Origin of the sequence: Streptomyces sp. NBC_00086 (genome assembly GCF_026343255.1) — a bacterium.
GTDB lineage: Bacteria > Actinomycetota > Actinomycetes > Streptomycetales > Streptomycetaceae > Streptomyces.
The window spans coordinates 6,767,710-6,786,945 of sequence record NZ_JAPELZ010000001.1 but is presented as its reverse complement, the minus strand read 5'-3'; the positions used below and the strand labels follow the sequence as shown (position 1 = coordinate 6,786,945).

Below are 19,236 nucleotides of genomic sequence, written 5' to 3'. Positions count from 1 at the left end.
GCCCCGCGGGAGCGCGGGTCAGGGGCTTTCGGGGTCAGCTGCTGCGCGGCTGGTTGAAGCGGAGCATGTTGCCGGCCGGATCGCGGAAGGCGCAGTCGCGGACCCCGTACGGCTGGTCGACGGGCTCCTGGAGCACCTCGGCGCCGGCGGCCCGGATGCGTTCGAAGGTGGCGTCCACGTCGTCCGTCGAGAAGATCACCCCACGGAGCACGCCCTTGGCCAGCAGTTCCGCCATCGCCTGCCGGTCGGCCGGTGAGGCGCCGGGGTCGGCGAGCGGCGGTTCGAGGACGATCTCCACGTCGGGCTGCTCGGGCGAGCCGACGGTCACCCAGCGCATCCCCTCGAACGCGACGTCGTTGCGGACTTCCATGCCGAGGGCGTCGCGGTAGAAGGCGAGGGCCTTGTCGTGGTCGTCGACGGCGATGAAGCACTGCGAGAGCTTGATGGTCATGCCCCGAAGCTACGACGCGGCCGCGGATCCCGCTCCCCCGCCGCCCGCGGAGTTGCGGACGGGCCGGGTGAAGACCTTGGCGACGCACGCCGGGATGGCGGCTCCGGCCTCGTGCCGCCGGGCCCGGTAGGCACTGGGGGTCTCGCCGACCAGCTCGGTGAAGCGCGAGCTGAACGACCCCAGCGAGGTGCATCCGACCGCGAAGCAGACTTCGGTGACGCTCAGGTCGCCGCGGCGCAGCAGCGCCTTCGCCCGCTCGACGCGGCGGGTCATCAGATAGCTGTACGGGGTCTCGCCGAAGGCGGCCCGGAAACTGCGGGAGAAGTGCCCGGGCGACATGAGGGCGACGGACGCCAGCGCCGGCACGTCCAGCGGCTCGGCGTAGTCGCGGTCCATCACGTCCCGGGCGCGCCGCAGTCGCACCAGGTCCTCGATCGTCACGCGCACCAGCATCTCACGGCCGGTGCCGGCCGAGGGGGCCGACGGAGGCCGGGGGACACGCCCCCGGGCGGAGCCGCGAGGCCGGGAACGCGCCGGATTCCCGGCGGCCTCCCGGCTGCCTGTCGACGGCCTGTCGACTGCTCGTCGCCTACTTCTCGGTCTTCGAGGCCTTGGCGGCCTTCTCCGCCTGCATCTGCTTGATGCGGACGGTCTCCTTGCGGACGTCGGCCTGGGTGGCGCGCTCCTTCGCGAGCCACTCCGGCATCTCCTGCTTCAGGGCCTCGATCTGCTCCGTGGTGAGCGCCTCGGTGACACCGCCGCGCGCCAGACCGGCGATGGAGATGCCGAGCTTCGACGCGACCACCGGACGGGGGTGCGGGCCGTTGTTCCGGAGGTCCTGCAGCCACTGGGGCGGCTCGGCCTGGAGGGCGGTCAGCTCGGTGCGCGAGACGACACCCTCCTGGAACTCTGCGGGGGTGGCCTCGAGGTACACACCCAGCTTCTTCGCCGCAGTAGCGGGCTTCATGGTCTGGGTGGTCTGGTGCGACGTCATGGGGTCCAGGGTATCGAGCATGTGCGCCACCTCCGACCACGGCCGGTAATCTGGCCGGGTGACAGACTCCCGGACACCCCCGTCGTTCCAGCTCGCATACGTCCCCGGGGTGACTCCCACGAAGTGGGTCCGGATCTGGAAGGAGCGGCTGCCCGACGTTCCGCTGACCCTCGTCCAGGTCACTCCCGCCGAGGCTCCAGCTCTCCTGCGCGGCCGCGGCGCCGACGCCGGGTTCGTCCGGCTGCCGATCGACCGTACGGATCTCAGCGCGATCCCGCTCTACACCGAGACCACGGTCGTCGTGATCCCGAAGGACCACCTGATGGCCGCGGCCGAGGAGCTGTCCCTCGCGGAGCTGGCCGACGACATCGTGCTCCACCCGCTGGACGACACCCTCGAATGGGAGCAGCTGCCGGGCAAGGCCGCGCTCCAGCGCCCGGAGACCACGGCCGACGCGATCGAGCTGGTGGCGGCGGGCATCGGGGTCCTGATCGTGCCTCAGTCGCTCGCGCGGCTGCACCACCGCAAGGACCTCACCTACCGGACCCTGCTGGACGCCCCCGAGTCGCGTGTCGCGCTGTCGTGGCCCGAGGCGGACGAGACTCCCGAGCTGGTCGAGGAGTTCATCGGCATCGTGCGCGGGCGGACCGTCAACAGCTCGCGCGGACGCGGCCGTACGCAGCCCGAGCCCGAGCAGAAGAAGGCGAAGCCGGCGCGGAAGCCGGCCCCCCGGTCGGGAGGCAAGCCGGCCGCCAAGAACCCGCGCTCCGGTGCGCCCAAGGGCGGCAAGGCCACGGCCAAGTCCACCGGCAAGCGCGGGAAGCCCCGCGGGCGCTGAACCACGCTCGCGAGCGCCTGCCCGGCTCACGCGAGCGCCTGCCCGGCTCACGCGAGCGCCTGCCCGGCTCAGAGGGGCGCGCCCGTGCCCGGCGCAGCGCGACGACGCCGCCCGGCGCGTCCCGCCCGGGGGGCGGGCCGCGATCCCCGTCATGCGCGCCCCTGCCGCCCGGCCCGCTCGAACGCGTCCAAGCCGCCGGGAATTCGCACTCCCTGGCGATGACCTGAAGGCGTTGCGCCCGCCGCACGGCCGTCCCTATAGTCACTTCGTATTCATTTCGTCACACTGAGTGAGCTGGGGGCAAGGGTGTTACGTGTCGGCAAGGGACCGTCCCTCAAGGGATTGACCGTCAGGGGACCGGCCGCCAAGGGGTTGGCCTCGCTCGCCGCACTGGCCGCCGGGGCGGTCCTCGCCCTGGGAGTCGGGGCCGTGCCCGCGAGCGCCGCCGAGGGCTCGTGCGCCGGCGGCGCCGCCGGACGGCTGCCGCGACTGCAGGACCACCGCTTCTACGTGCAGTGCGCGGGCGGGGTCGCCACCGTCGTGGCCTGCCCCACCGGGCAGGTCTACTCTCCCGGCCCGCAGCTCTGCGAGGCCCCCGAGCTGGTCCGGCCCGCCGTGGCCACGGTCACCACGGCCGGTCCGGCGAAGCTGAACGGGCTGCTCTTCGGGGTCAAGAACCTCAGCACCACGGTGCGCATCGCGGACGCTCCGGCCGGGCTGGACGGCGTACCGGTCACCTTCACCACCGTGGGCGGCCGGACGCTCTGCACCGCCGTCACCGACCAGTTCGGAGCAGCCCGCTGCGACACACCGGCCCGGCTGACGATCCCGCTGGACGAACTCCTGCGGGGCTACCGGGCCACCTACGCGGGCATCGGCGGCATCTACCTCCCCTCCTCCGCCACCGCCCCCATCGCGCTCCTCTAGTGCCGTGGCCGGCGCTAGGCCCCGGCGGACGCCAGCGCGTGCCGGACCCAGACGTTCGGCTCCACGTAGACCGCGAAGCCCTGCTCCGGTTCGCAGTGGACCGGGGACAGGGCGCCCGGCACGCGGACCGGGCCCGCCGTGTCGAAGGGCAGGCCGGTCCACTCGCGCCACTGCGCGAGGGAGCCGGTGATCGTCATCGACAGCGGGGCCACCGAGTCGATGACGGCGCCCGCCCGCACGTGGACCCGTAGCCACGGGTCGTGCGGGAGGCCGTCCTCGCGGGTGCGGTACGCGTACTCGTGGATCGAGGTGTCCGGCTCGGCCGGCTTTCCGCTGGGCCGCACCGGCGCCACCACCTCGGTGAAGCCGCGCGCCCGGGCGTTCTCCCGCATCGCTGCGAGCATCCGGCCGGACAGACCCTCGCCCTGCCGGTCGGTGGCGACGCTGATCTCGATCGCGCTCACGGTGTCGGCCTCGACTCCGCGCCGCTGGTCGGAGAAGGCCCACATCAGGATCCGGTCCCAGCCCTGCGCGGGCAGCGCCCCGTCACGGCCCGGCGCGTGCTGCGCGAAGGGCACGCTGAAACCCCGGGCGACGACCGTGTCGCCGTCCGTGGCGACCAGGACGTACTCCGCGAACTCGGCCACCATCCGCGGGTACAGCAGCCAGGCGAGCGCATCGTGCTGGGCGAACTCGGGCCACGAGTCCTTCATGTCCCAGAGCCGGGCGGCCAGTTCGGGCCGCTCCGCGAGCGTGGTGATCCGGACGCCCGCATCGCCCGGGTCCGTACCGCCCACGCCCGCGCCGTCTATGTCTGTGATGTCGTCCATGCCCGCAGGCTAGGCACGCCCCACCTGCGCCTCAACCGATTTAGCCGGTGCGGGCGGTTCGGGCGATTCAGACGGTTCACACGGGCGCCTGGAGGGAGAGGTGCCAGCGCCGCGGTCCGCCGGCGAGGGTGAGCGTGGACAAGGGGCGGACGTCCACGTTCCAGTACGTCAGCGGCGGCGCGTTCAGTGCGTACACGAGGGCTGCCCGGACCACCGACGGCTCCGCCACCGCCACGATCGCTCCCCCGTCGTCGGCCGGCCGGGTGTCGAGCCAGCCGCCGATCCGGGCGATGAAGGCGAGCAGCGATTCCCCGCCGTGCGGGGCGGCGTGCGGATCGGTGAGCCAGAGGTCCACGGCCGCGGGGTCCCGGGCCGCCACCTCGGCCAGGGTGAGCCCGCGCCAGCGGCCCATGTCGCACTCCCGCAGGGCGGGTTGCGCCATCGGGGCGTAGCCGAGGGCGGTCCCGGTGGCCCGGCTGCGCGAGGTCGGCGAACAGTAGCGGAGCTCGGCCGAGCCCAGCGGTACGAGCCCGCGCGCGGCGGACTCCACCGCGCGCCAGCCGTCCACGTCGAGGGGACGGTCGTCGTCGAAGCGCTCGGCGAGCAGCGAGGTACCACGGGCTGCTGCGACTAGCGAAACCCGAACATGCATGCGGCGATGGTGATCCCCGGGTCGCACGGGGTCAAGCGTCGAGACGAAGCCCGGATCGCAGCCGCCGGACGGCCTCGGTCAGTTCGCCTGCGCCGGACACCCCGGCGAAGCTCAGCCGGACGAACGGACCGGGCGGCTCCGCACAGAAGTACGGCCGTCCCGGCGCGACCGCGACCCCGGCCCGCAGGGCGGCCGCCACGAAGGCCGCGTCGTCGCCGCCCCCGCGGGGCCGCGCCCACAACTGGTAGCCGCCGCGTGGCGGATGGGGCACCTCCAGCTCCGGCAGCTCCCGCCGCAGCGCCCCCGTGAGGACGTCCCGGCGGTGGCGCAGCTCGGTGGCCACGGCCTTGAGGTGGCGCGGCCAGGCGGGTGCGCCGACCAGTTCGAGGGCGGTCTCCTGGAGCGGCCGGGGCACGAAGAAGGTGTCCACGACCTGGATGGCGCGCAGCCGGTCGAAGACCGGGCCCCTGGCCGCGAGGGCCCCCACCCGCAGGCTGGGCGAGGTGACCTTGGTCAGCGACCGCACGTGGACGACCACCCCGTCCGGGTCCTCGGCGGCGAGCGGTGCGGGCAGCGGGCCCAGGTCCTCGTGGGCCAGGGACCGCGCGTAGTCGTCCTCCAGCACGAAGGCCCCGGCGGCGCGCGCGATCCGCAGCACCTCTCCCCGCCGCTCGGCGGACAGCACGGCACCGGTCGGGTTCTGGAACAACGGCTGGCATACGAACACCCGCGCCCCGGTCGCTTCGAAGGCGGCGGCCAGCAGCTCCGGCCGGACCCCGTCCGCGTCCACCGGGACGGGCACCGGCCGGCACCCACCGGCCCTTGCGATGGCCAGCAGTCCCGGGTAGGTCGGGGATTCGACGAGGATCGGCGCCCCCGGCGGGGCGAGCGCCCGCAGCGCGGTGGCGAGCGCGCTCTGGCCGCCCGCGGTCACCAGCACGTCCCCGGCCGCGACGGCCCCGCCGATCTCGCGGGCGAACCAGTCCCGCAGCTCGGCCAGGCCTTCCACGGGCGGCCGCCCCCACACTCCGGGCCGCCGGCCGGCCCGGGCGAGGGCCGCCGCCATGGCCCGCTCGGGCTGGAGCGTCTCGTGCAGGTAGCCGCTGTGCAGCGGGATGACCCCGGCGGGCGGGGCGGCCAGGGTGACGAGCACCCCGGAGGCGTCCACGGAGCGCGGGACCACCTCGCCGGAGTCCTCGGCGCTCAGGGCGACGGCCTGCCAGGAGGTGTCGCCGGGCTCCTGGGTGTGCGTACGGGGCTGCGCGCGGTAGACCCCGGCTCCGGGACGGGTGACCACCAGGCCTTCGGCGGCGAGCTGGGCGAGGGCCCGGGAGACGGTGACGGGACTGACCCGGTACTGCTCGACCAGGGCTCGGCTCGACGGCAGCTTTCCACCTATCGAGTAGCGGTCCAGCTCGCCTCGAAGGGATTCCGCCAATTCCGCCACACTGCTACGCTCGTACATGACAGCACAGAATAGCGCTACTCTCCCCAACGCGATAGCAGTTCGAGGTACGGCAGCACGTCGGCCCCGGCCCGCCCTCGGGGGCACCACCCTCGCAGCGGCCGGAGTCGTCGCCTTCTCGCTGACCTTCCCCGGCACCGCCTGGGGCCTGGAGAGCTTCGGCCCGTGGTCCCTCTTCGGCCTGCGCTGTCTCCTCGCGGGCCTGACGGCCGGCGCCTTCCTGCTGGCCCTGCGGGTCCCGGTGCCGGCCCGCGCCCACTGGGCGGGACTGGCCGTCGTCGCGGGCGGTGTGGTCGTCGGATTCCCCCTGCTCACCACCCTCGCCCTGCAGACCTCCACCACCTCGCACGCCGCCGTGGTGGTCGGCCTGCTGCCGCTCACCACCGCGATCGTCTCCTCGCTGCGCACCGGAGCCCGGCCCTCGCGCCGCTTCTGGGCCGCGGCCGTCGCCGGCGCGGTCATCGTCCTCGGCTTCACCGTGGCCCAGAGCGGCGGCGCCCTCTCGGCCGGCGACGCCCTCCTCTTCGCCGCCCTGCTGGTGTGCGCGGCCGGGTACACCGAGGGCGGGCGCCTGGCCCGGCTGCTGCCCGGCTGGCAGGTCATCGCCTGGGCGCTGGTGCTGTGCCTGCCCATCGGCGTCGTCGGCTCCGCGCTCGGGCTCGCGTACGAACCGGTCGAGTTGACCGGCCGCGGGGTGGCCGGGCTCGTCTGGGTGGCGGTCGGCTCCGCCTTCCTCGGCCTCTACGTCTGGTACCGGGGCATGGCCGAGATCGGCGCGGCCCGCGCGAGCCAGCTCCAGCTCGCACAGCCGCTGCTGACCCTCATGTGGTCGGTGCTGCTGCTCGGCGAACACCTGTCCCCGGCCGCGCCCGTCGCCGCCTGCGCGGTGCTCGTCTGCATCGCGGTGACGCAGCGGCCCGATGGGTCAAAAAGGGGCTGAACGACCTAAACTGCTAGCACCGGATCGGACCGCCACCGAGGAGGTCAGCATGCGCGCGACCGAGGGCGACCAGCTGGTTCAGCACGGCAGGATCGTGGGCCAGCACGACAAGGTCGGTGAGATCACCCAGGTCCTGGGAGAGAACGGCACCCCTCCCTACCGCGTCCGCTTCACGGACGGACACGAGGCCGTCATGTCCCCCGGCCCCGACTGCATCGTGAAGCACCCCGCCGACCACGACCAATGACGGGCTGCCCCTAGAACCCGTCGTCAGACGGCCGGGTCAGCGCGGTGGCACGGCCACCGCCGTCGGATAGTGGTCGGCGACCACCCTGGCCATCGCCCCGTTGGGGTCCGCGACCACCTGCTTCGCCGAGAAGTAGACGTGGCCGCGGACCTCGGGGTATCCGGCGGCGAACCGCAGGTGCCGGGACAGCTCGCGCGGATCGCGCCAGGCCGCGGTAGAGCTCTCCGCGTCGCAGCGGTACAGCGCCTCCCCCACGTAGAGCTGGACGCGGGTGCCGGCGACGGTCTTCGCCCACCACGGGACGATGGCGGCGTAGTCGGCGGCCGGGTGACCGATCTGCCAGTACGCCTGCGGCACGATGTAGTCGATCCAGCCCTCGCGCACCCACTTGCGGGTGTCCGCGTAGAGATCGTCGTACGTGGCGACGCCCGCCTGCGTCGGCGAACCGAGCGGATCGCGGTCGGAGTTGCGCCAGACGGCGAAGGGGCTGATGCCGAAGCGCGTCGCGGGGCGCAGTGCCCGCAGCCGCTCGGACATCTCGCGGACCAGGGTGTCGGTGTTGTGGCGGCGCCAGGCCCCGCGGGTCGCGAAGGCACGGCCGTACTGCTCGTAGGCGGCGTCGTCGTCGAAATCGCGGCCCTCGACGGGGTACGGGTAGAAGTAGTCGTCCCAGTGCACCCCGTCGAGGGGGTAGCGGGCGACGGCGTCGAGCATCGCGTCCTGCACGAAGCGGCGCACTTCCGGCAGCCCCGGATTGTAGTACAGCTTGCCGCCGTAGGGCACGGTCCAGGTCCGGTTGCGGCGGGCCGGGTGCCCGGCTGCGAGCAGGCTCCGGTCGGTGTGGTTGGCGACCCGGTACGGGTTGAACCAGGCGTGCAGTTCCAGCCCCCGGGCGTGCGCTTCGGCGACGGCCGTGCCGAGCGGGTCCCAGCCGGGATCGACTCCCTGCTCGCCGGTCAGCCACTGCGACCAGGGCTCGCGCGCCGAGGGCCACATCGCGTCGGCGGTCGGCCGGACCTGGAGGATCACCGCGTTGAGGCGGCGGGCGACGGCGGTGTCGAGGAGGGCCAGCAGCTCGGCGCGCTGCTCCCGCGCGGAAAGCCCGCTCTGCGAGGGCCAGTCCACGTTCTGCACGGAGGCGACCCACATCCCACGGAACTCGGGCTCGCCCGCTCCGCGCCCCCGCCTCCCCCCGCCCTCCTGCGACGGCCCGACCGCCCGCGCGGGGGCCGCCGCCACCGCCGCCAGCACCCCCGCCGCCGCGGCCAGCACTCCCCGCCTCCCGATGGGCCGCCTCCCGGTGGACCGCCTCCCGATGGACGCCATGTGACGACTCCGTTCCACTGCGTGACATTGCCTCGTGTCCGCCCAGCATGCCCGCCCCGGCCCGACACGCCGGGCAACGACGGGGGTAACGTCGGGGGGCGTGGCGGGCGCCGGAACGCAGTTACCACTGCACGAGTACGGGGGACCCGCGATGGAGAGCAGCGAAAGGCACGATGTGACGGACCTCCCAGACGACATCGCACGCGTCGGCGTAGTGGGCTGTGGCCAGATGGGCGCGGGCATCGCGGAGGTGTTCGCCCGGAGCGGGCTCGAGGTGATGGTCGCCGAAACCACCGGCGAGGCCCTCGAACTCGGGCGGACCCGGCTGCACACCTCCCTGACCCGGGCCGCCGAACGCGGCAAGATCAGCGAGGAGGAGCGGGACGAGACCCTGGCCCGCCTGTCGTTCACCACCGATCTCGGCGAGTTCGCCGACCGCGACCTCGTGATCGAGGCGGTCGTCGAGAACGAGCAGGTCAAGACGGAGATCTTCCAGGTCCTCGACCAGGTGGTCACCCGCCCGGACGCGATCCTCGCCTCCAACACCTCCTCGATCCCGCTGGTCAAGCTGGCCGTCGCGACCTCGCGTCCCGACCAGGTCATCGGCATCCACTTCTTCAACCCGGCCCCGGTGCAGCAGCTCGTCGAGCTGATCCCTGCGCTGACGACGAGCGACGAGACCATCAAGCGCGCCGAGGCCCTGGTCGGGGGCGCGCTGGGCAAGCACGCCATCCGCGCCCAGGACCGCTCCGGCTTCGTGGTCAACGCGCTCCTCATCCCGTACCTGCTGTCCGCGATCCGGATGTTCGAGTCGGGCATCGCGAGTCGCGAGGACATCGACAACGGCATGGAGCTGGGCTGCGCCCATCCGATGGGCCCGCTGAAGCTCGCGGACCTCATCGGTCTGGACACGGTGGCCTCGGTGGCCGACTCGATGTACGCGGAGTTCAAGGAGCCCCTGTACGCGGCTCCCCCGCTGCTCCAGCGCATGGTCGACGCCGGCCGCCTCGGCCGCAAGACCGGCTCGGGCTTCTACCCGTACAGCTGAGCCGTACGGCCCCTGCGGCCGGCCTCGGGCGACCGCCTGCGGCTCAGCCGAGCCGCAGGTGGTGCAGCAGCAAAAGCCCGGCCGCCATGTTGGCGGCCGGGATCTCGCCGCGCGCGATCATGTCGGGGACCAGCTTGAGCGGTACCCACTCGCGGCGCGAGGACTCGAAGTCGTCCTCGGGATGGCCCGTGTACGTGGCCCCGTCCGCCCAGTAGAGGTGGTGGCGGGCGTCGGTCAGCCCGTTGGACGGCTCGACGGTCATCAGGTGGTGGAGGGGGCCGGGCCGCCAGCCCGACTCCTCCTCCATCTCCCGGGCGGCCGCCCGCTCGATGGACTCCCCGTCCTCGACGACCCCGGCGGGCAGTTCCCAGCCCCAGCTGTCGGTGATGAAGCGGTGGCGCCACAGCAGCAGCACCTCGCCCGCCTCGTTGACGGCCGTGGCGATGGCGACCGGGCGCAGCCTGATGACGAAGTGGTCCAGGTGCCGGCCGTCGGGAAGCTCCACATCGGCGAGATTCACATCGAACCAGCGGTTCGTGTACACGGTTTGCTCACTCAAGTTCATCCACTGCACGGTTCTGCCACCTTCCGATCGAGTAGGTGGCAACATGGCAGCAGTTCACCCCTGCCCAGGGGAACGCGCAAAGGGCGGCGCAGAGAACGCCGCGGGGATGTCACAGCGGAACGCGAAGCGCCCCGTCGATGAGCTCGGCCGCGTCCTCGGCCCCCGAACAACCGCTGGTCAGCAGCTGCTCCCGGACCGCGCGCAGCCGGTCGCGCAGGCGCAGGGACTCCATCCCCTTGGCCCGCTCGGCCATTTCGGCCGCCGAGGCCATCGCCTGATCGGCCTCGCCCTGGCGCAGCTGGATCTCGCACAGCATCGCGAGCCGGTGCACCCGGCCCCGGTCGTGCGCGGGAGTGCCGACGGCCGCCGAGGCCTGCTCCCGGGCCGCCCGCAGATCACCCAGACCCAGCAGCGCCTCCGCCACCTGTACGTTGACCAGCCCGGGCTGTACGTACCCCGTCTCGTCCGGCTCCGTGCCGGGGCGGATCCGCTCCGCCGCCGCCTCGGCCTTGCGGATGCAGGCCAACGCGGCTCCTGTATCGCCGAGTTGGGCGTACGCCTTGGCCTGCATGGCGTACAGGTCCGCGGCCAGGGCCGGGGTGGTGTGCCGGCCGGCCGCGCGCAGGGCGGCCTCGGCGAAGGCCACGGCCTGGCGGAACTCCCGTAGATGCAGGGACTGGTTGACGATGAGCGCGATCACATAGGCCCCGAGCCCCCGGTCCCCGCTGGCCTTGGCCAGCCTCAGCGCCTGGTGGAAGTAGCGCTGGGCCAGCCCGTGCGCGTCCGAGTCGTACGCGCAGATCCCCGCCACCGCCACCAGGGAACCACCGGCCCGGTGCAGGCTGCGGCCCAGCCCGTCGGAGTAACTGCCGCGCAGCATCGGGGCGGTCTCGGTACCGAGGAAGCGGACCACCCGGTCGCGGGTGGCCACGCCGCCGGCCCGGCGGTACATCAGCTCGTAGTGCGCGCGGGCGGCCTTCAGGATCTCCACGTGCTCGGGGCCGACCCGGGTCGGTCCCTCGCGGGACACGTCGGCGTCCTCGGGCGGGTTCTCCCACTCCCACACGGGCATCACCGCGGGAGTACCGGTGAGGGCGCCGGCGTCGAGGGGCTGGCGGCCGTTGCCGTCGGAGCGCCACAGGGCGGCGGCCCGGTCGACGAAGCCGCTGAGCGCGGACCCGTGGAGATCTGCGGACTGCCCGGGCACGCCGAAGCCCACGTCGTCCAGGGAGAGCGGCCGCCGCAGCCGGCCCCCGATCACCTCGCAGATCAGGTCCGGGACCTGACCGCGCGGACGCTGACCCTTCAACCACCGGGCCACGGCGGTGTGTTCGTAGCGCAGGGCGAGTCCGCGGGAGCGGCCCGCCTGGTTCACGTACGCGGCGAGTCCGGCGTGGGACATTCCCGCCTCGGCGAGGAGGGCGTCGAGCAGTGCATTGGGCTGCATGGCCGCTCCAAGGGCTCGTGGCAACCAGGCTAGTGGGTGCGGGGTTCACACGGGGTGTGAACGCCGTACGCGCATAAATGCGATACGCACCCTGCCGCGCGGGCCCGTCCGAGCGCTTCACTTAAGGGCCTCGCCAAGAGGTAGCTCGGGTCGTCGGCTCCCCCTCGTACAGTGCGACGACCCGTCAACCGCGCCGCCCGTCCTGTTGTCTGCCCGACACTCCACGGCAGGCGGGCGGCGCGCTTCGGCTCCGCCGGGTCCTGGTTGGTCGCCGGGCCCCGGCCGAGCCGGACCGAACGCGGGCCGGGCCCACCCACCGGGCCCGGCCCGCGTGGTCCCGCCACCGGCGCGGACGCCCGCGGCCCCGTCCCCAGACCCCGCGCCTCAAACGCCGGCGAGGCTGGATTTTTCCAGCCCGTCCGGCGTTTGAGGACCGGGTCCGGGCGGAGCCCGGGGAACGGGCGAAGGGTGGGTAGGGGACCAGCCCCGCAGGGCCGCCCCGCCACCCCGCGCAGCCGGGAACGACTGAGGGGGCACACCCCGGAACCGGGATGCACCCCCTCGGCACAGCAAGCGGCAGCGGCTACGCGCCGCGCAGTACCGCGCCCGTGCGCTCGCCCGCCAGGGCGACCGCCGCGTCGCGGGCCGCCGTGGACTCCTCGGCGGTCAGCGTCCGGTCGGTCGCGCGGAAGCGCAGCGCGTACGCGAGGGACTTCTTGCCCTCGCCCACCTGCTCGCCCTCGAACACGTCGAACAGCCGCAGGGACTCCAGCAGTTCACCGGCGCCCTTGTGCAGCGCGTCCTCGACGGCGGATGCCGGCACCGACGCGTCCACGATCAGCGCGACGTCCTGGGTCGCCACCGGGAAGGAGGAGATCCGGGGAGCCTGGAGGGCCTCGCCGCCGGCCGCCGCGAGGCGGTCCAGGTCGAGCTCCATGGCGCTGGTGCGGGCCGGCAGACCCATCGCCTTGACCACGCGCGGGTGCAGCTCACCGGCGTGCCCGATGACCGTCTCCACCCCGTCCAGGGTGACGAGCAGCTCGGCGCAGCGGCCCGGGTGCCAGGGACCGTACTGGCCCTGGCGCACGACGAGCTCCGCACCGGCCTCGACGGCCAGCGAGCGCGCCGCCTGGACCGCGTCGGCCCAGTCGGCCGGACGGCCCTTGCCCCACCAGCCGGCCTGCTCGCGGGCCCCGGCCAGCACGACCGCGGCGTAGCGCGGCTGCGCGGGCAGGGCCGCGTTCAGGGTGGCGATCTCCTCGTCGGTGGGACGCCGGTCGACGCCGAGGCGTACGGCGACGCCCGGCTGCGCGGCGGCCCGGAAGACCGAGCCGGTCTCGAAGAGGGCGAGGTCGTGGCTGCCCCGGCTGTCGTTGCGGCGCAGCGCGCCGAGCAGACCCGGCAGCAGCGTGGTGCGCAGCGCCGGCTCCTCGTCGGAGATCGGGTTGACCAGCTTGACGACCTGGCGGGAGGCGTCGTGCGCGGGCAGCTGGAGCTGGTCGAAGACGCCCTCGCCCAGGAACGGGTAGCTGAGCGCCTCGACGTAGCCCGCGCCGGCCAGCGCGCGGCCCACCCGGCGGTGCAGCTGCTGCCGGGCGGTCAGACCGCGGCCGGAGGGCACCTGCGGGAGGGTGGAGGGAAGGTTCCCGTAGCCCTCCAGCCGGATGACTTCCTCGGCGAGGTCGTTGGGCTCGGCGAGGTCGGGCCGCCACGAGGGCGCCGTGACGACGAGCTCGTCCTGGCCGTAGACGTCGCAGCCGACCTCCTGCAGGCGGCGTACGACGGTCTCCCGGCCGTACTGCATGCCCGCGACCTTGTCGGGGTGGTCCGCGCTCATCGCGATGGTGCGCGGGGCGCCCGGGGCGGTGAGCTCGGTGACGCCGGCCTCGGCGGTGCCGCCCGCCAGCAGCACGAGCAGGTCGACGGTGCGCTGCGCGGCAGCGGCGGCGGCCTGCGGGTCGACGCCGCGCTCGAAGCGCTTGGACGCCTCGGAGGACAGCTTGAGGCGGCGGGCGGTGCGCGAGATCGACACGGAGTCGAAGTGCGCGGCCTCCACGACGACCTCGGTGGTGCCGGTGACGGCGCCCGTCTCGGGGTCGGTGACGGAGTCGGCGATCTCGGTGTTGGCGCCGCCCATGACACCGGCGAGCCCGATCGGGCCGCTGTTGTCGGTGATCACCAGGTCCTCGGAGTCGAGCGTGCGCTTGACCCCGTCCAGGGTGGTGAACTTCTCGCCCTGCTCGGCCCGGCGGACGCCGATGGCGCCGTCGATCCGCGAGCGGTCGTAGGCGTGCAGCGGCTGGCCGAGTTCCAGCATCACGTAGTTGGTGATGTCCACGGCGAGCGAGATCGGGCGCATGCCCGCCTTCTGGAGGCGGCGCGTGAGCCAGATCGGGGAGCGCGCCTCGGGGTCGAGGCCGGTCACCGTGCGCGCGGTGAAGCGGTCGCAGCCCCGCGGGTCGTCGATCTTGACGGCGTAGCCGTACGAGTTCGGCGCGGGCACGTCGAGCAGCGCCGGGTCGCGCAGCGGCAGGCCGTACGCGGTGGCGGCCTCGCGGGCCACACCGCGCATGGACATGCAGTAGCCGCGGTCCGGGGTGATGTCGATGTCGAGGACCTCGTCGACCAGCTCCAGGAGCTTGATCGCGTCGGTGCCGACCTCGTGCTCGTGCGGCAGCACGATGATGCCGTGCGTGCCGTCGTCGCCCATGCCCAGCTCGTCGCCGGAGCAGATCATGCCGTGCGAGGTGCGGCCGTACGTCTCGCGCGCGGCGATCGCGAAGTCGCCGGGCAGGACCGCGCCCGGCAGGACCACGACGACCTTGTCGCCGACGGAGAAGTTCCGGGCGCCGCAGACGATCTCCTGCGGCAGGCCGGTTCCGTTGGCCTGGCCGACGTCCACCGTGCAGAAGCGGATCGGCTTGCGGAAGCCTTCGAGCTCCTCGATGGTCAGCACCTGGCCGACGACGAGCGGGCCCTTGAGCCCGCCGCCGAGCTGCTCCACGGTTTCGACCTCGAGGCCGGCGTCGACGAGCTTGTGGGCCACGTCGCGACCGGTTTCACCCGCGGGGAGGTCGACGTACTCCCGCAGCCAAGAAAGCGGGACCCGCATCAGATCTCCATCCCGAACGGCCGGGTGAAACGGATGTCACCCTCGACCATGTCTCGCATGTCTTCTACGTTGTGGCGGAACATCAGCATCCGCTCGATGCCGAAGCCGAAGGCGAACCCGCTGTACTTCTCCGGGTCCACACCGCAGGCGATGAGCACCTTCGGGTTGACCATGCCGCAGCCGCCGAGCTCGATCCAGCCCTCGCTGGAGCAGGTGCGGCACGGGCGGTCGGGGTTGCCCACCGACGCACCGCGGCACACGTAGCACTGCATGTCCATCTCGGCGGACGGCTCGGTGAAGGGGAAGAAGTGCGGGCGCAGGCGCGTGGTGGTGCCCTCGCCGAACAGCTCCTGGACCATGTGGTCCATGGTGCCCTTGAGGTCCGCCATGGTCAGGCCCTCGTCCACGGCGAGCAGCTCGACCTGGTGGAAGACCGGGGTGTGCGTCGCGTCGAGCTCGTCGGTGCGGTACACCCGCCCCGGGCACACGATGTAGACGGGGGGCTTGCGCTCCAGCAGCGAGCGCGCCTGCACCGGGGAGGTGTGGGTGCGCAGCACGACGCCCGACTCGTCGCCCTCGGTGCCTTCCGGCCCCCGGACGAAGAAGGTGTCCTGCATCTGGCGCGCGGGGTGGTCGGGCGTGAAGTTGAGGGCGTCGAAGTTGAACCACTCCGCCTCGACCTCGGGGCCCTCCGCGACCTCGTACCCCATGGCCACGAAGATGTCCGCGATGCGGTCCATCAGCGTGGTCAGGGGGTGCCGGGCGCCGGCGGGCACGCGGTCGTGGGGCAGCGTGACGTCCACCGCCTCCTCGACCAGCACCCGCTCGTCGCGCTCGGCTTCGAGCGCGACCGTGCGGGCCCCGAAGGCCTTGTTCACGGCGCCCCGGGCCTGACCCACGAGCTTGCCCGCGGTGGCCTTGGCCTGCGGGGGCAGCGCGCCGATCTCTCGGTTGGCGAGCGCCAGGGGCGAGCGGTCGCCCATGTGCGCGGTCTTCGCCTCCCGAAGTTCGTCGAGGTCGCCGGCGGCGGCGAAGGCGGCGAGCGCCTCGTCCCGCATGCGCTCGATCTCTTCCGGTTTCAGTGCCTCGACCTCGACAGGGTCGTACGACTTGTTCGGTGCCGACATCTCTTCCCGTACTTCCGATGGCTGGCTGGTGGGTCCCCCGCGCGACGCGCAGGACGCGCTCGGCACAAGGACACAAAGGTGCCAAAGGTCGAGTCTAAAGGTCGCTGGGGGTGAAGGAGCCCGTGGGCCGCCTGGCGAGACGCTCCGCAGGGCTACTGCGTGAGGTACGCCGGGGCGCCGACGGGCAGGATAAATCGGAACTCGGCGCCGCCTCCGGGGCCGCGGCCGACCTTGATGGTGCCGCCGTGGGCTTCCACGATGCCCTTGACGATGTAGAGGCCCAGACCGGTGCCGCCGCGCTTGCTGCCCCGCCAGAAACGGGTGAAGACGCGGCCCATCGACTCCTCGGGGATACCAGGGCCTTCATCGGTCACGGTGACGGCGGTTCCCTTCTCGGTCTTCCCCGCGGCATTCGCGAAGCTGGTCGGCGTCACGTCGATGGTGACGGTTCCGTCGCCGTGCCGCACCGCATTTTCGAGCAGGTTGCCGAGGATCTGGTCAATTTTGTCCGGGTCCGCCCACAAGTCGGGCAGCGGTCGGCTCACGCTGACCAGGAACCGCTCCGGGGCCTGTCCGTTCGCGGTGAGCGCCTGGACGTGGCGGCCCACGGCGGTGGAGATGTCGACCGGCTGGCGGCGGACCTCCAGACGGCCCGAGTCGATGCGGGAGATGTCCAGGAGCTCGGCGATGAGCCGGGTGACGCGGTTCGCGTCGGCGTCGACCGTCTCCAGCATCAAGCGCTTCTGGTCGTCCGTGAACCGCTCCCACTTGGCGAGCAGGGTCGCCGTGAACCCCTTCACGGAGGTGAGCGGGGAGCGCAACTCGTGCGCGACGGTGGCGATCAGCTCGGCGTGGCTGCGCTCGGTGCGCCGCCGGGCCTCGGTGCCGCGCAGGGTCACCACGAGCCGGCGCACCGGGCCCTTGGGGTGGGTGCGCACGTAGCGGGCGGAGACGAGCACCTCGCGGCCGCCGGGGAGCAGCAGGTTGCGCTCGGGCTGTCCGCGCCGGGTGGCGAGGCCTCCGTAGGGGTCGGTCAGCGCCCACCAGCGGCGGCCTTCGAGGTCCTCCAGAGGGAGTGCGCGCTCGATCTCCAGGCCCAGGGCCTCGCCCGCCACGAGGGCGGTGATCCGGGCCGCCGCGGAGTTGAAGCAGATGACCCGGCCGGTGGCGTCCGCGATCACCAGCCCGTCGGGCAGGTCGTCGGGGTCGATCCCGAGCGCGGCGTACTCGCCGTGCCCGTCGGAGTCCTCCGGCGCGTCCGGCCCCTCTGCGGCGGGGCCTACGGGGCTCGCGGGCGCGGGCAGGGCCCGCGCGGGCGGGGCGGTGGCGGCGGAAGCCGCCTGGGGATGCTGCACCGGCACCCGGGCGGCGGGCGCGGCCAGCTGGGACACGGTCGCCAGGACCGGTGCGCCGGCCGCCTTGGCGGCACCTGGCGAGCTGTTCGTACCGACGGTCATGTCCCCGTACCCCACATCTCCGAGTAGCACAGTGGGCCCCCCGGGCCGCCACATTACTAGCTGGGGGTCACGGAGCGGCACCCTCCGGGCGCCCGCTGTGCACGCGCGGAGGCGTACAGGCACACCGCGGCGGCCGTGGCGAGGTTCAGGCTCTCGGCCTTTCCGTGGATCGGGACCCGTACGACCGCGTCGGCGAGCGCCCTGGTCTCCTCGGGCAGGCCCCAGGCCTCGTTGCCGAAGATCCAGGCCGAGGGGGTGCCCATGGTGCCCGCGTCGAGCTCGGCGTCGAGGTCGTCCGTACCGGCCCCGTCGGCGGCCAGGATCCGCACGCCGGCCGCGCGCAGCCCTTCGACGGCCTGTTCCACGGGCACGCCGACGGCCACCGGAAGGTGGAAGAGGGAGCCCACGGAGGCGCGTACCGACTTGGGGTTGTACAGGTCCACGGAGGCGTCGGTCAGCACGACCGCGTCGGCTCCGGCGGCGTCCGCGCAGCGCAGCACCGTACCGGCGTTGCCGGGGTCGCGGACGTGCGCGAGGACGGCGACGAGCTTGGGCCGGGCCTTGAGGATCTCCTCGAACGGGGAGTCCAGGAAGTGGCAGACGCCGACCAGGCCCTGCGGGGTGACGGTCTGCGAGACCTCCGCGAGCACCTCGTCGGAGGCGTAGTGGACCCGGGCCCCGGCGGCGTACGCGGCGTCGACGATGTCGGCGTAGCGCTCGGCGGCCTCCACGGTCGCGAACAGCTCGATCAGCGTGGACTCGCCGCCGGCGCCGCGGTGCTCCACGGCCTCGCGCACGGCCTGCGGGCCCTCGGCGATGAAGCGGCGCTCCTTGGTGCGGAAATTGCGTCGCGCCAGTCGCCTGGCGGCGGCCACCCGGGTGGACCGGGGGGAGATCAGCTCGGCGGGGGTGCCCATGGCGGTCGGCTCGCTTCCGTACGTACAGCGGGTGGAACTCGGTCGAACTCGGTGCTCAACGCACCGGACCCGCAGGCGCGAGGCCTGCGGGTCCGGGCAAGTTACTGCAGCCTTGAGGGCGTGCTGCTTAGGCAGCGACCTTCGGGGCGTTGACGTCGGCCGGGAGGGCCTTCTGCGCGACCTCGACCAGCGCGGCGAACGCGTTGGCGTCGTTGACGGCCAGCTCGGCGAGGATCTTGCGGTCCACCTCGATGTTGGCGGCGTTCAGACCCTGGATGAGGCGGTTGTACGTCATGCCGTTCTGACGGGCAGCCGCGTTGATGCGCTGGATCCAGAGACGACGGAAGTCGCCCTTGCGCTTCTTGCGGTCGTTGAAGTTGTAGACCAGGGAGTGGGTGACCTGCTCCTTGGCCTTGCGGTACAGGCGCGAACGCTGACCGCGGTAACCCTTCGCCGCCTCGAGGATTGCCCGACGCTTCTTGTGCGCGTTTACTGCCCGCTTGACGCGTGCCACTGTGTACTCCTTGTAGCGGGGCCGTGGAAGTGTTCACACGGCCCGAATTCGATGGGGTCCCGGTCTTGACGTGCTCCCGCTCCCGGAAGGGGAGCGGAGGACGTCACTTGCCGAGAAGCTTCTTGATCTTCTTGGCGTCGCCGGGGGCCATCTCCGCGGTGCCGGTCAGGCGGCGGGTGACACGGGACGACTTGTGCTCGAGCAGGTGGCGCTTGCCGGCGCGCTCGCGGAGCACCTTGCCGGAGCCGGTGATCTTGAAGCGCTTCTTGGTCCCGGAGTGCGTCTTGTTCTTCGGCATGGCGCCGTTATCTCCTCGTCGGTGGCGCCCCCACCGGCCCTGGTGGGGGGCCGGCTCACGGGAGCGTCATGTTGTATCGGT

20 protein-coding genes are annotated in these 19,236 nt (G+C 72.9%); 5 read left to right on the top strand and 15 right to left on the bottom strand.

From position 1 onward, the window contains the following. Positions 1–34: 34 nt before the first annotated feature. The 3 genes from OG276_RS30790 to OG276_RS30780 all read right to left on the bottom strand — a co-directional run bounded on the left by OG276_RS30790 (position 35) and on the right by OG276_RS30780 (position 1,445). Positions 35–451, bottom strand: a complete 417-nt coding sequence (locus OG276_RS30790; RefSeq protein WP_266910241.1) for a VOC family protein — start codon at positions 449–451, stop codon at positions 35–37. Positions 452–460: 9 nt separating this feature from the next. Next, a complete protein-coding gene (locus OG276_RS30785; RefSeq protein WP_266910239.1) occupies positions 461–892 on the bottom strand; it encodes a helix-turn-helix domain-containing protein in 432 nt (143 codons plus the stop codon). Positions 893–1,040: 148 nt separating this feature from the next. Next, positions 1,041–1,445 carry a DUF5997 family protein gene (locus OG276_RS30780; protein ID WP_266910237.1) on the bottom strand — a complete coding sequence of 135 codons (405 nt, stop codon included), beginning with the start codon at positions 1,443–1,445 and terminating at the stop codon, positions 1,041–1,043. Between the two features lie 58 nt (positions 1,446–1,503). Between OG276_RS30780 and OG276_RS30775 the strand changes: the two genes are divergently transcribed. Together OG276_RS30775 and OG276_RS30770 are read left to right on the top strand one after the other, a co-directional pair. Beyond that, entirely contained in the window at positions 1,504–2,283 is a 780-nt protein-coding gene (locus OG276_RS30775) for a LysR family substrate-binding domain-containing protein (RefSeq protein WP_266910235.1), read from the top strand. 342 nt (positions 2,284–2,625) lie between these two features. Continuing rightward, a complete protein-coding gene (locus tag OG276_RS30770) occupies positions 2,626–3,210 on the top strand; it encodes a carbohydrate-binding module family 14 protein (protein WP_266910233.1) in 585 nt (194 codons plus the stop codon). Between the two features lie 14 nt (positions 3,211–3,224). Here OG276_RS30770 and OG276_RS30765 read toward each other — a convergent pair whose 3' ends face one another. The 3 genes from OG276_RS30765 to OG276_RS30755 all read right to left on the bottom strand — a co-directional run bounded on the left by OG276_RS30765 (position 3,225) and on the right by OG276_RS30755 (position 6,157). Then, positions 3,225–3,923, bottom strand: a complete 699-nt coding sequence (locus OG276_RS30765; RefSeq protein WP_266913261.1) for an N-acetyltransferase — start codon at positions 3,921–3,923, stop codon at positions 3,225–3,227. 193 nt (positions 3,924–4,116) lie between these two features. Next, positions 4,117–4,692, bottom strand: coding sequence for a histidine phosphatase family protein (locus tag OG276_RS30760; RefSeq protein WP_266910231.1), 576 nt, complete (start codon positions 4,690–4,692; stop codon positions 4,117–4,119). Between the two features lie 31 nt (positions 4,693–4,723). Next, complete coding sequence (locus tag OG276_RS30755; protein WP_266910229.1) at positions 4,724–6,157, bottom strand: PLP-dependent aminotransferase family protein; 1,434 nt, start codon at positions 6,155–6,157, stop codon at positions 4,724–4,726. Between OG276_RS30755 and OG276_RS30750 the strand changes: the two genes are divergently transcribed. Together OG276_RS30750 and OG276_RS30745 are read left to right on the top strand one after the other, a co-directional pair. Then, positions 6,156–7,097: a DMT family transporter gene (locus OG276_RS30750; RefSeq protein ID WP_266910227.1), complete on the top strand. Its 942-nt coding sequence runs from the start codon at positions 6,156–6,158 to the stop codon at positions 7,095–7,097. The two genes, OG276_RS30755 and OG276_RS30750, sit on opposite strands and share 2 nt — an antisense overlap. A 49-nt stretch (positions 7,098–7,146) precedes the next feature. Continuing rightward, positions 7,147–7,344 (top strand): DUF1918 domain-containing protein, encoded by a 198-nt coding sequence (locus OG276_RS30745; RefSeq protein WP_266910225.1) that lies wholly within the window; start codon positions 7,147–7,149, stop codon positions 7,342–7,344. A gap of 36 nt (positions 7,345–7,380) precedes the next feature. On the opposite strand, the gene OG276_RS30740 is transcribed toward OG276_RS30745, so the two are convergent. Continuing rightward, positions 7,381–8,670: a glycoside hydrolase family 10 protein gene (locus OG276_RS30740; RefSeq protein ID WP_266910223.1), complete on the bottom strand. Its 1,290-nt coding sequence runs from the start codon at positions 8,668–8,670 to the stop codon at positions 7,381–7,383. A 151-nt stretch (positions 8,671–8,821) separates the two neighbouring features. On the opposite strand from OG276_RS30740, the gene OG276_RS30735 reads away from it, so the two are divergent. Then, entirely contained in the window at positions 8,822–9,718 is an 897-nt protein-coding gene (locus tag OG276_RS30735; RefSeq protein ID WP_266910221.1) for a 3-hydroxybutyryl-CoA dehydrogenase, read from the top strand. A gap of 43 nt (positions 9,719–9,761) precedes the next feature. On the opposite strand, the gene OG276_RS30730 is transcribed toward OG276_RS30735, so the two are convergent. From OG276_RS30730 to rpmI, 8 genes are all read right to left on the bottom strand, one after another. Continuing rightward, a complete protein-coding gene (locus OG276_RS30730) occupies positions 9,762–10,292 on the bottom strand; it encodes an NUDIX hydrolase (protein ID WP_266910219.1) in 531 nt (176 codons plus the stop codon). Between the two features lie 100 nt (positions 10,293–10,392). Beyond that, complete coding sequence (locus OG276_RS30725) at positions 10,393–11,730, bottom strand: transcriptional regulator (protein ID WP_266910217.1); 1,338 nt, start codon at positions 11,728–11,730, stop codon at positions 10,393–10,395. A 583-nt stretch (positions 11,731–12,313) separates the two neighbouring features. After that, the gene (pheT, locus tag OG276_RS30720) at positions 12,314–14,842 is read right to left on the bottom strand and encodes a phenylalanine--tRNA ligase subunit beta (RefSeq protein WP_266910215.1); all 2,529 of its coding nucleotides are present in this window, start codon (positions 14,840–14,842) and stop codon (positions 12,314–12,316) included. Continuing rightward, positions 14,842–15,969 carry a phenylalanine--tRNA ligase subunit alpha gene (pheS, locus tag OG276_RS30715; RefSeq protein WP_266910213.1) on the bottom strand — a complete coding sequence of 376 codons (1,128 nt, stop codon included), beginning with the start codon at positions 15,967–15,969 and terminating at the stop codon, positions 14,842–14,844. Before pheS ends, pheT begins: the two co-directional genes overlap by 1 nt. A 152-nt stretch (positions 15,970–16,121) precedes the next feature. Then, on the bottom strand, positions 16,122–17,426 hold the full coding sequence (locus tag OG276_RS30710; protein WP_266910211.1) for an ATP-binding protein: 1,305 nt from the start codon (positions 17,424–17,426) through the stop codon (positions 16,122–16,124). A 56-nt stretch (positions 17,427–17,482) separates the two neighbouring features. Then, entirely contained in the window at positions 17,483–18,343 is an 861-nt protein-coding gene (locus OG276_RS30705; RefSeq protein WP_266910209.1) for an RNA methyltransferase, read from the bottom strand. A 127-nt stretch (positions 18,344–18,470) separates the two neighbouring features. Further along, a complete protein-coding gene (gene rplT / locus OG276_RS30700; protein WP_214948116.1) occupies positions 18,471–18,857 on the bottom strand; it encodes a 50S ribosomal protein L20 in 387 nt (128 codons plus the stop codon). 103 nt (positions 18,858–18,960) lie between these two features. Then, on the bottom strand, positions 18,961–19,155 hold the full coding sequence (gene rpmI / locus OG276_RS30695) for a 50S ribosomal protein L35 (protein ID WP_215021864.1): 195 nt from the start codon (positions 19,153–19,155) through the stop codon (positions 18,961–18,963). Positions 19,156–19,236: the final 81 nt, after the last annotated feature.

What these genes read in the sequence shown, in the direction of transcription:
- OG276_RS30790 (WP_266910241.1), bottom strand. Translation starts at nt 451, where the DNA reads ATGACCATCAAGCTCTCGCAGTGCTTCATCGCCGTCGACGACCACGAC.
- OG276_RS30780 (WP_266910237.1), bottom strand. Translation starts at nt 1,445, where the DNA reads ATGACGTCGCACCAGACCACCCAGACCATGAAGCCCGCTACTGCGGCG.
- OG276_RS30765 (WP_266913261.1), bottom strand. Translation starts at nt 3,923, where the DNA reads ATGAAGGACTCGTGGCCCGAGTTCGCCCAGCACGATGCGCTCGCCTGG.
- OG276_RS30760 (WP_266910231.1), bottom strand. Translation starts at nt 4,692, where the DNA reads ATGCATGTTCGGGTTTCGCTAGTCGCAGCAGCCCGTGGTACCTCGCTG.
- OG276_RS30750 (WP_266910227.1), top strand. Translation starts at nt 6,156, where the DNA reads ATGACAGCACAGAATAGCGCTACTCTCCCCAACGCGATAGCAGTTCGA.
- OG276_RS30755 (WP_266910229.1), bottom strand. Translation starts at nt 6,157, where the DNA reads ATGTACGAGCGTAGCAGTGTGGCGGAATTGGCGGAATCCCTTCGAGGC.
- OG276_RS30745 (WP_266910225.1), top strand. Translation starts at nt 7,147, where the DNA reads ATGCGCGCGACCGAGGGCGACCAGCTGGTTCAGCACGGCAGGATCGTG.
- OG276_RS30740 (WP_266910223.1), bottom strand. Translation starts at nt 8,670, where the DNA reads ATGGCGTCCATCGGGAGGCGGTCCACCGGGAGGCGGCCCATCGGGAGG.
- OG276_RS30735 (WP_266910221.1), top strand. Translation starts at nt 8,822, where the DNA reads ATGGAGAGCAGCGAAAGGCACGATGTGACGGACCTCCCAGACGACATC.
- OG276_RS30725 (WP_266910217.1), bottom strand. Translation starts at nt 11,730, where the DNA reads ATGCAGCCCAATGCACTGCTCGACGCCCTCCTCGCCGAGGCGGGAATG.
- pheT (WP_266910215.1), bottom strand. Translation starts at nt 14,842, where the DNA reads ATGCGGGTCCCGCTTTCTTGGCTGCGGGAGTACGTCGACCTCCCCGCG.
- pheS (WP_266910213.1), bottom strand. Translation starts at nt 15,969, where the DNA reads ATGTCGGCACCGAACAAGTCGTACGACCCTGTCGAGGTCGAGGCACTG.
- OG276_RS30710 (WP_266910211.1), bottom strand. Translation starts at nt 17,426, where the DNA reads ATGACCGTCGGTACGAACAGCTCGCCAGGTGCCGCCAAGGCGGCCGGC.
- OG276_RS30705 (WP_266910209.1), bottom strand. Translation starts at nt 18,343, where the DNA reads ATGGGCACCCCCGCCGAGCTGATCTCCCCCCGGTCCACCCGGGTGGCC.
- rpmI (WP_215021864.1), bottom strand. Translation starts at nt 19,155, where the DNA reads ATGCCGAAGAACAAGACGCACTCCGGGACCAAGAAGCGCTTCAAGATC.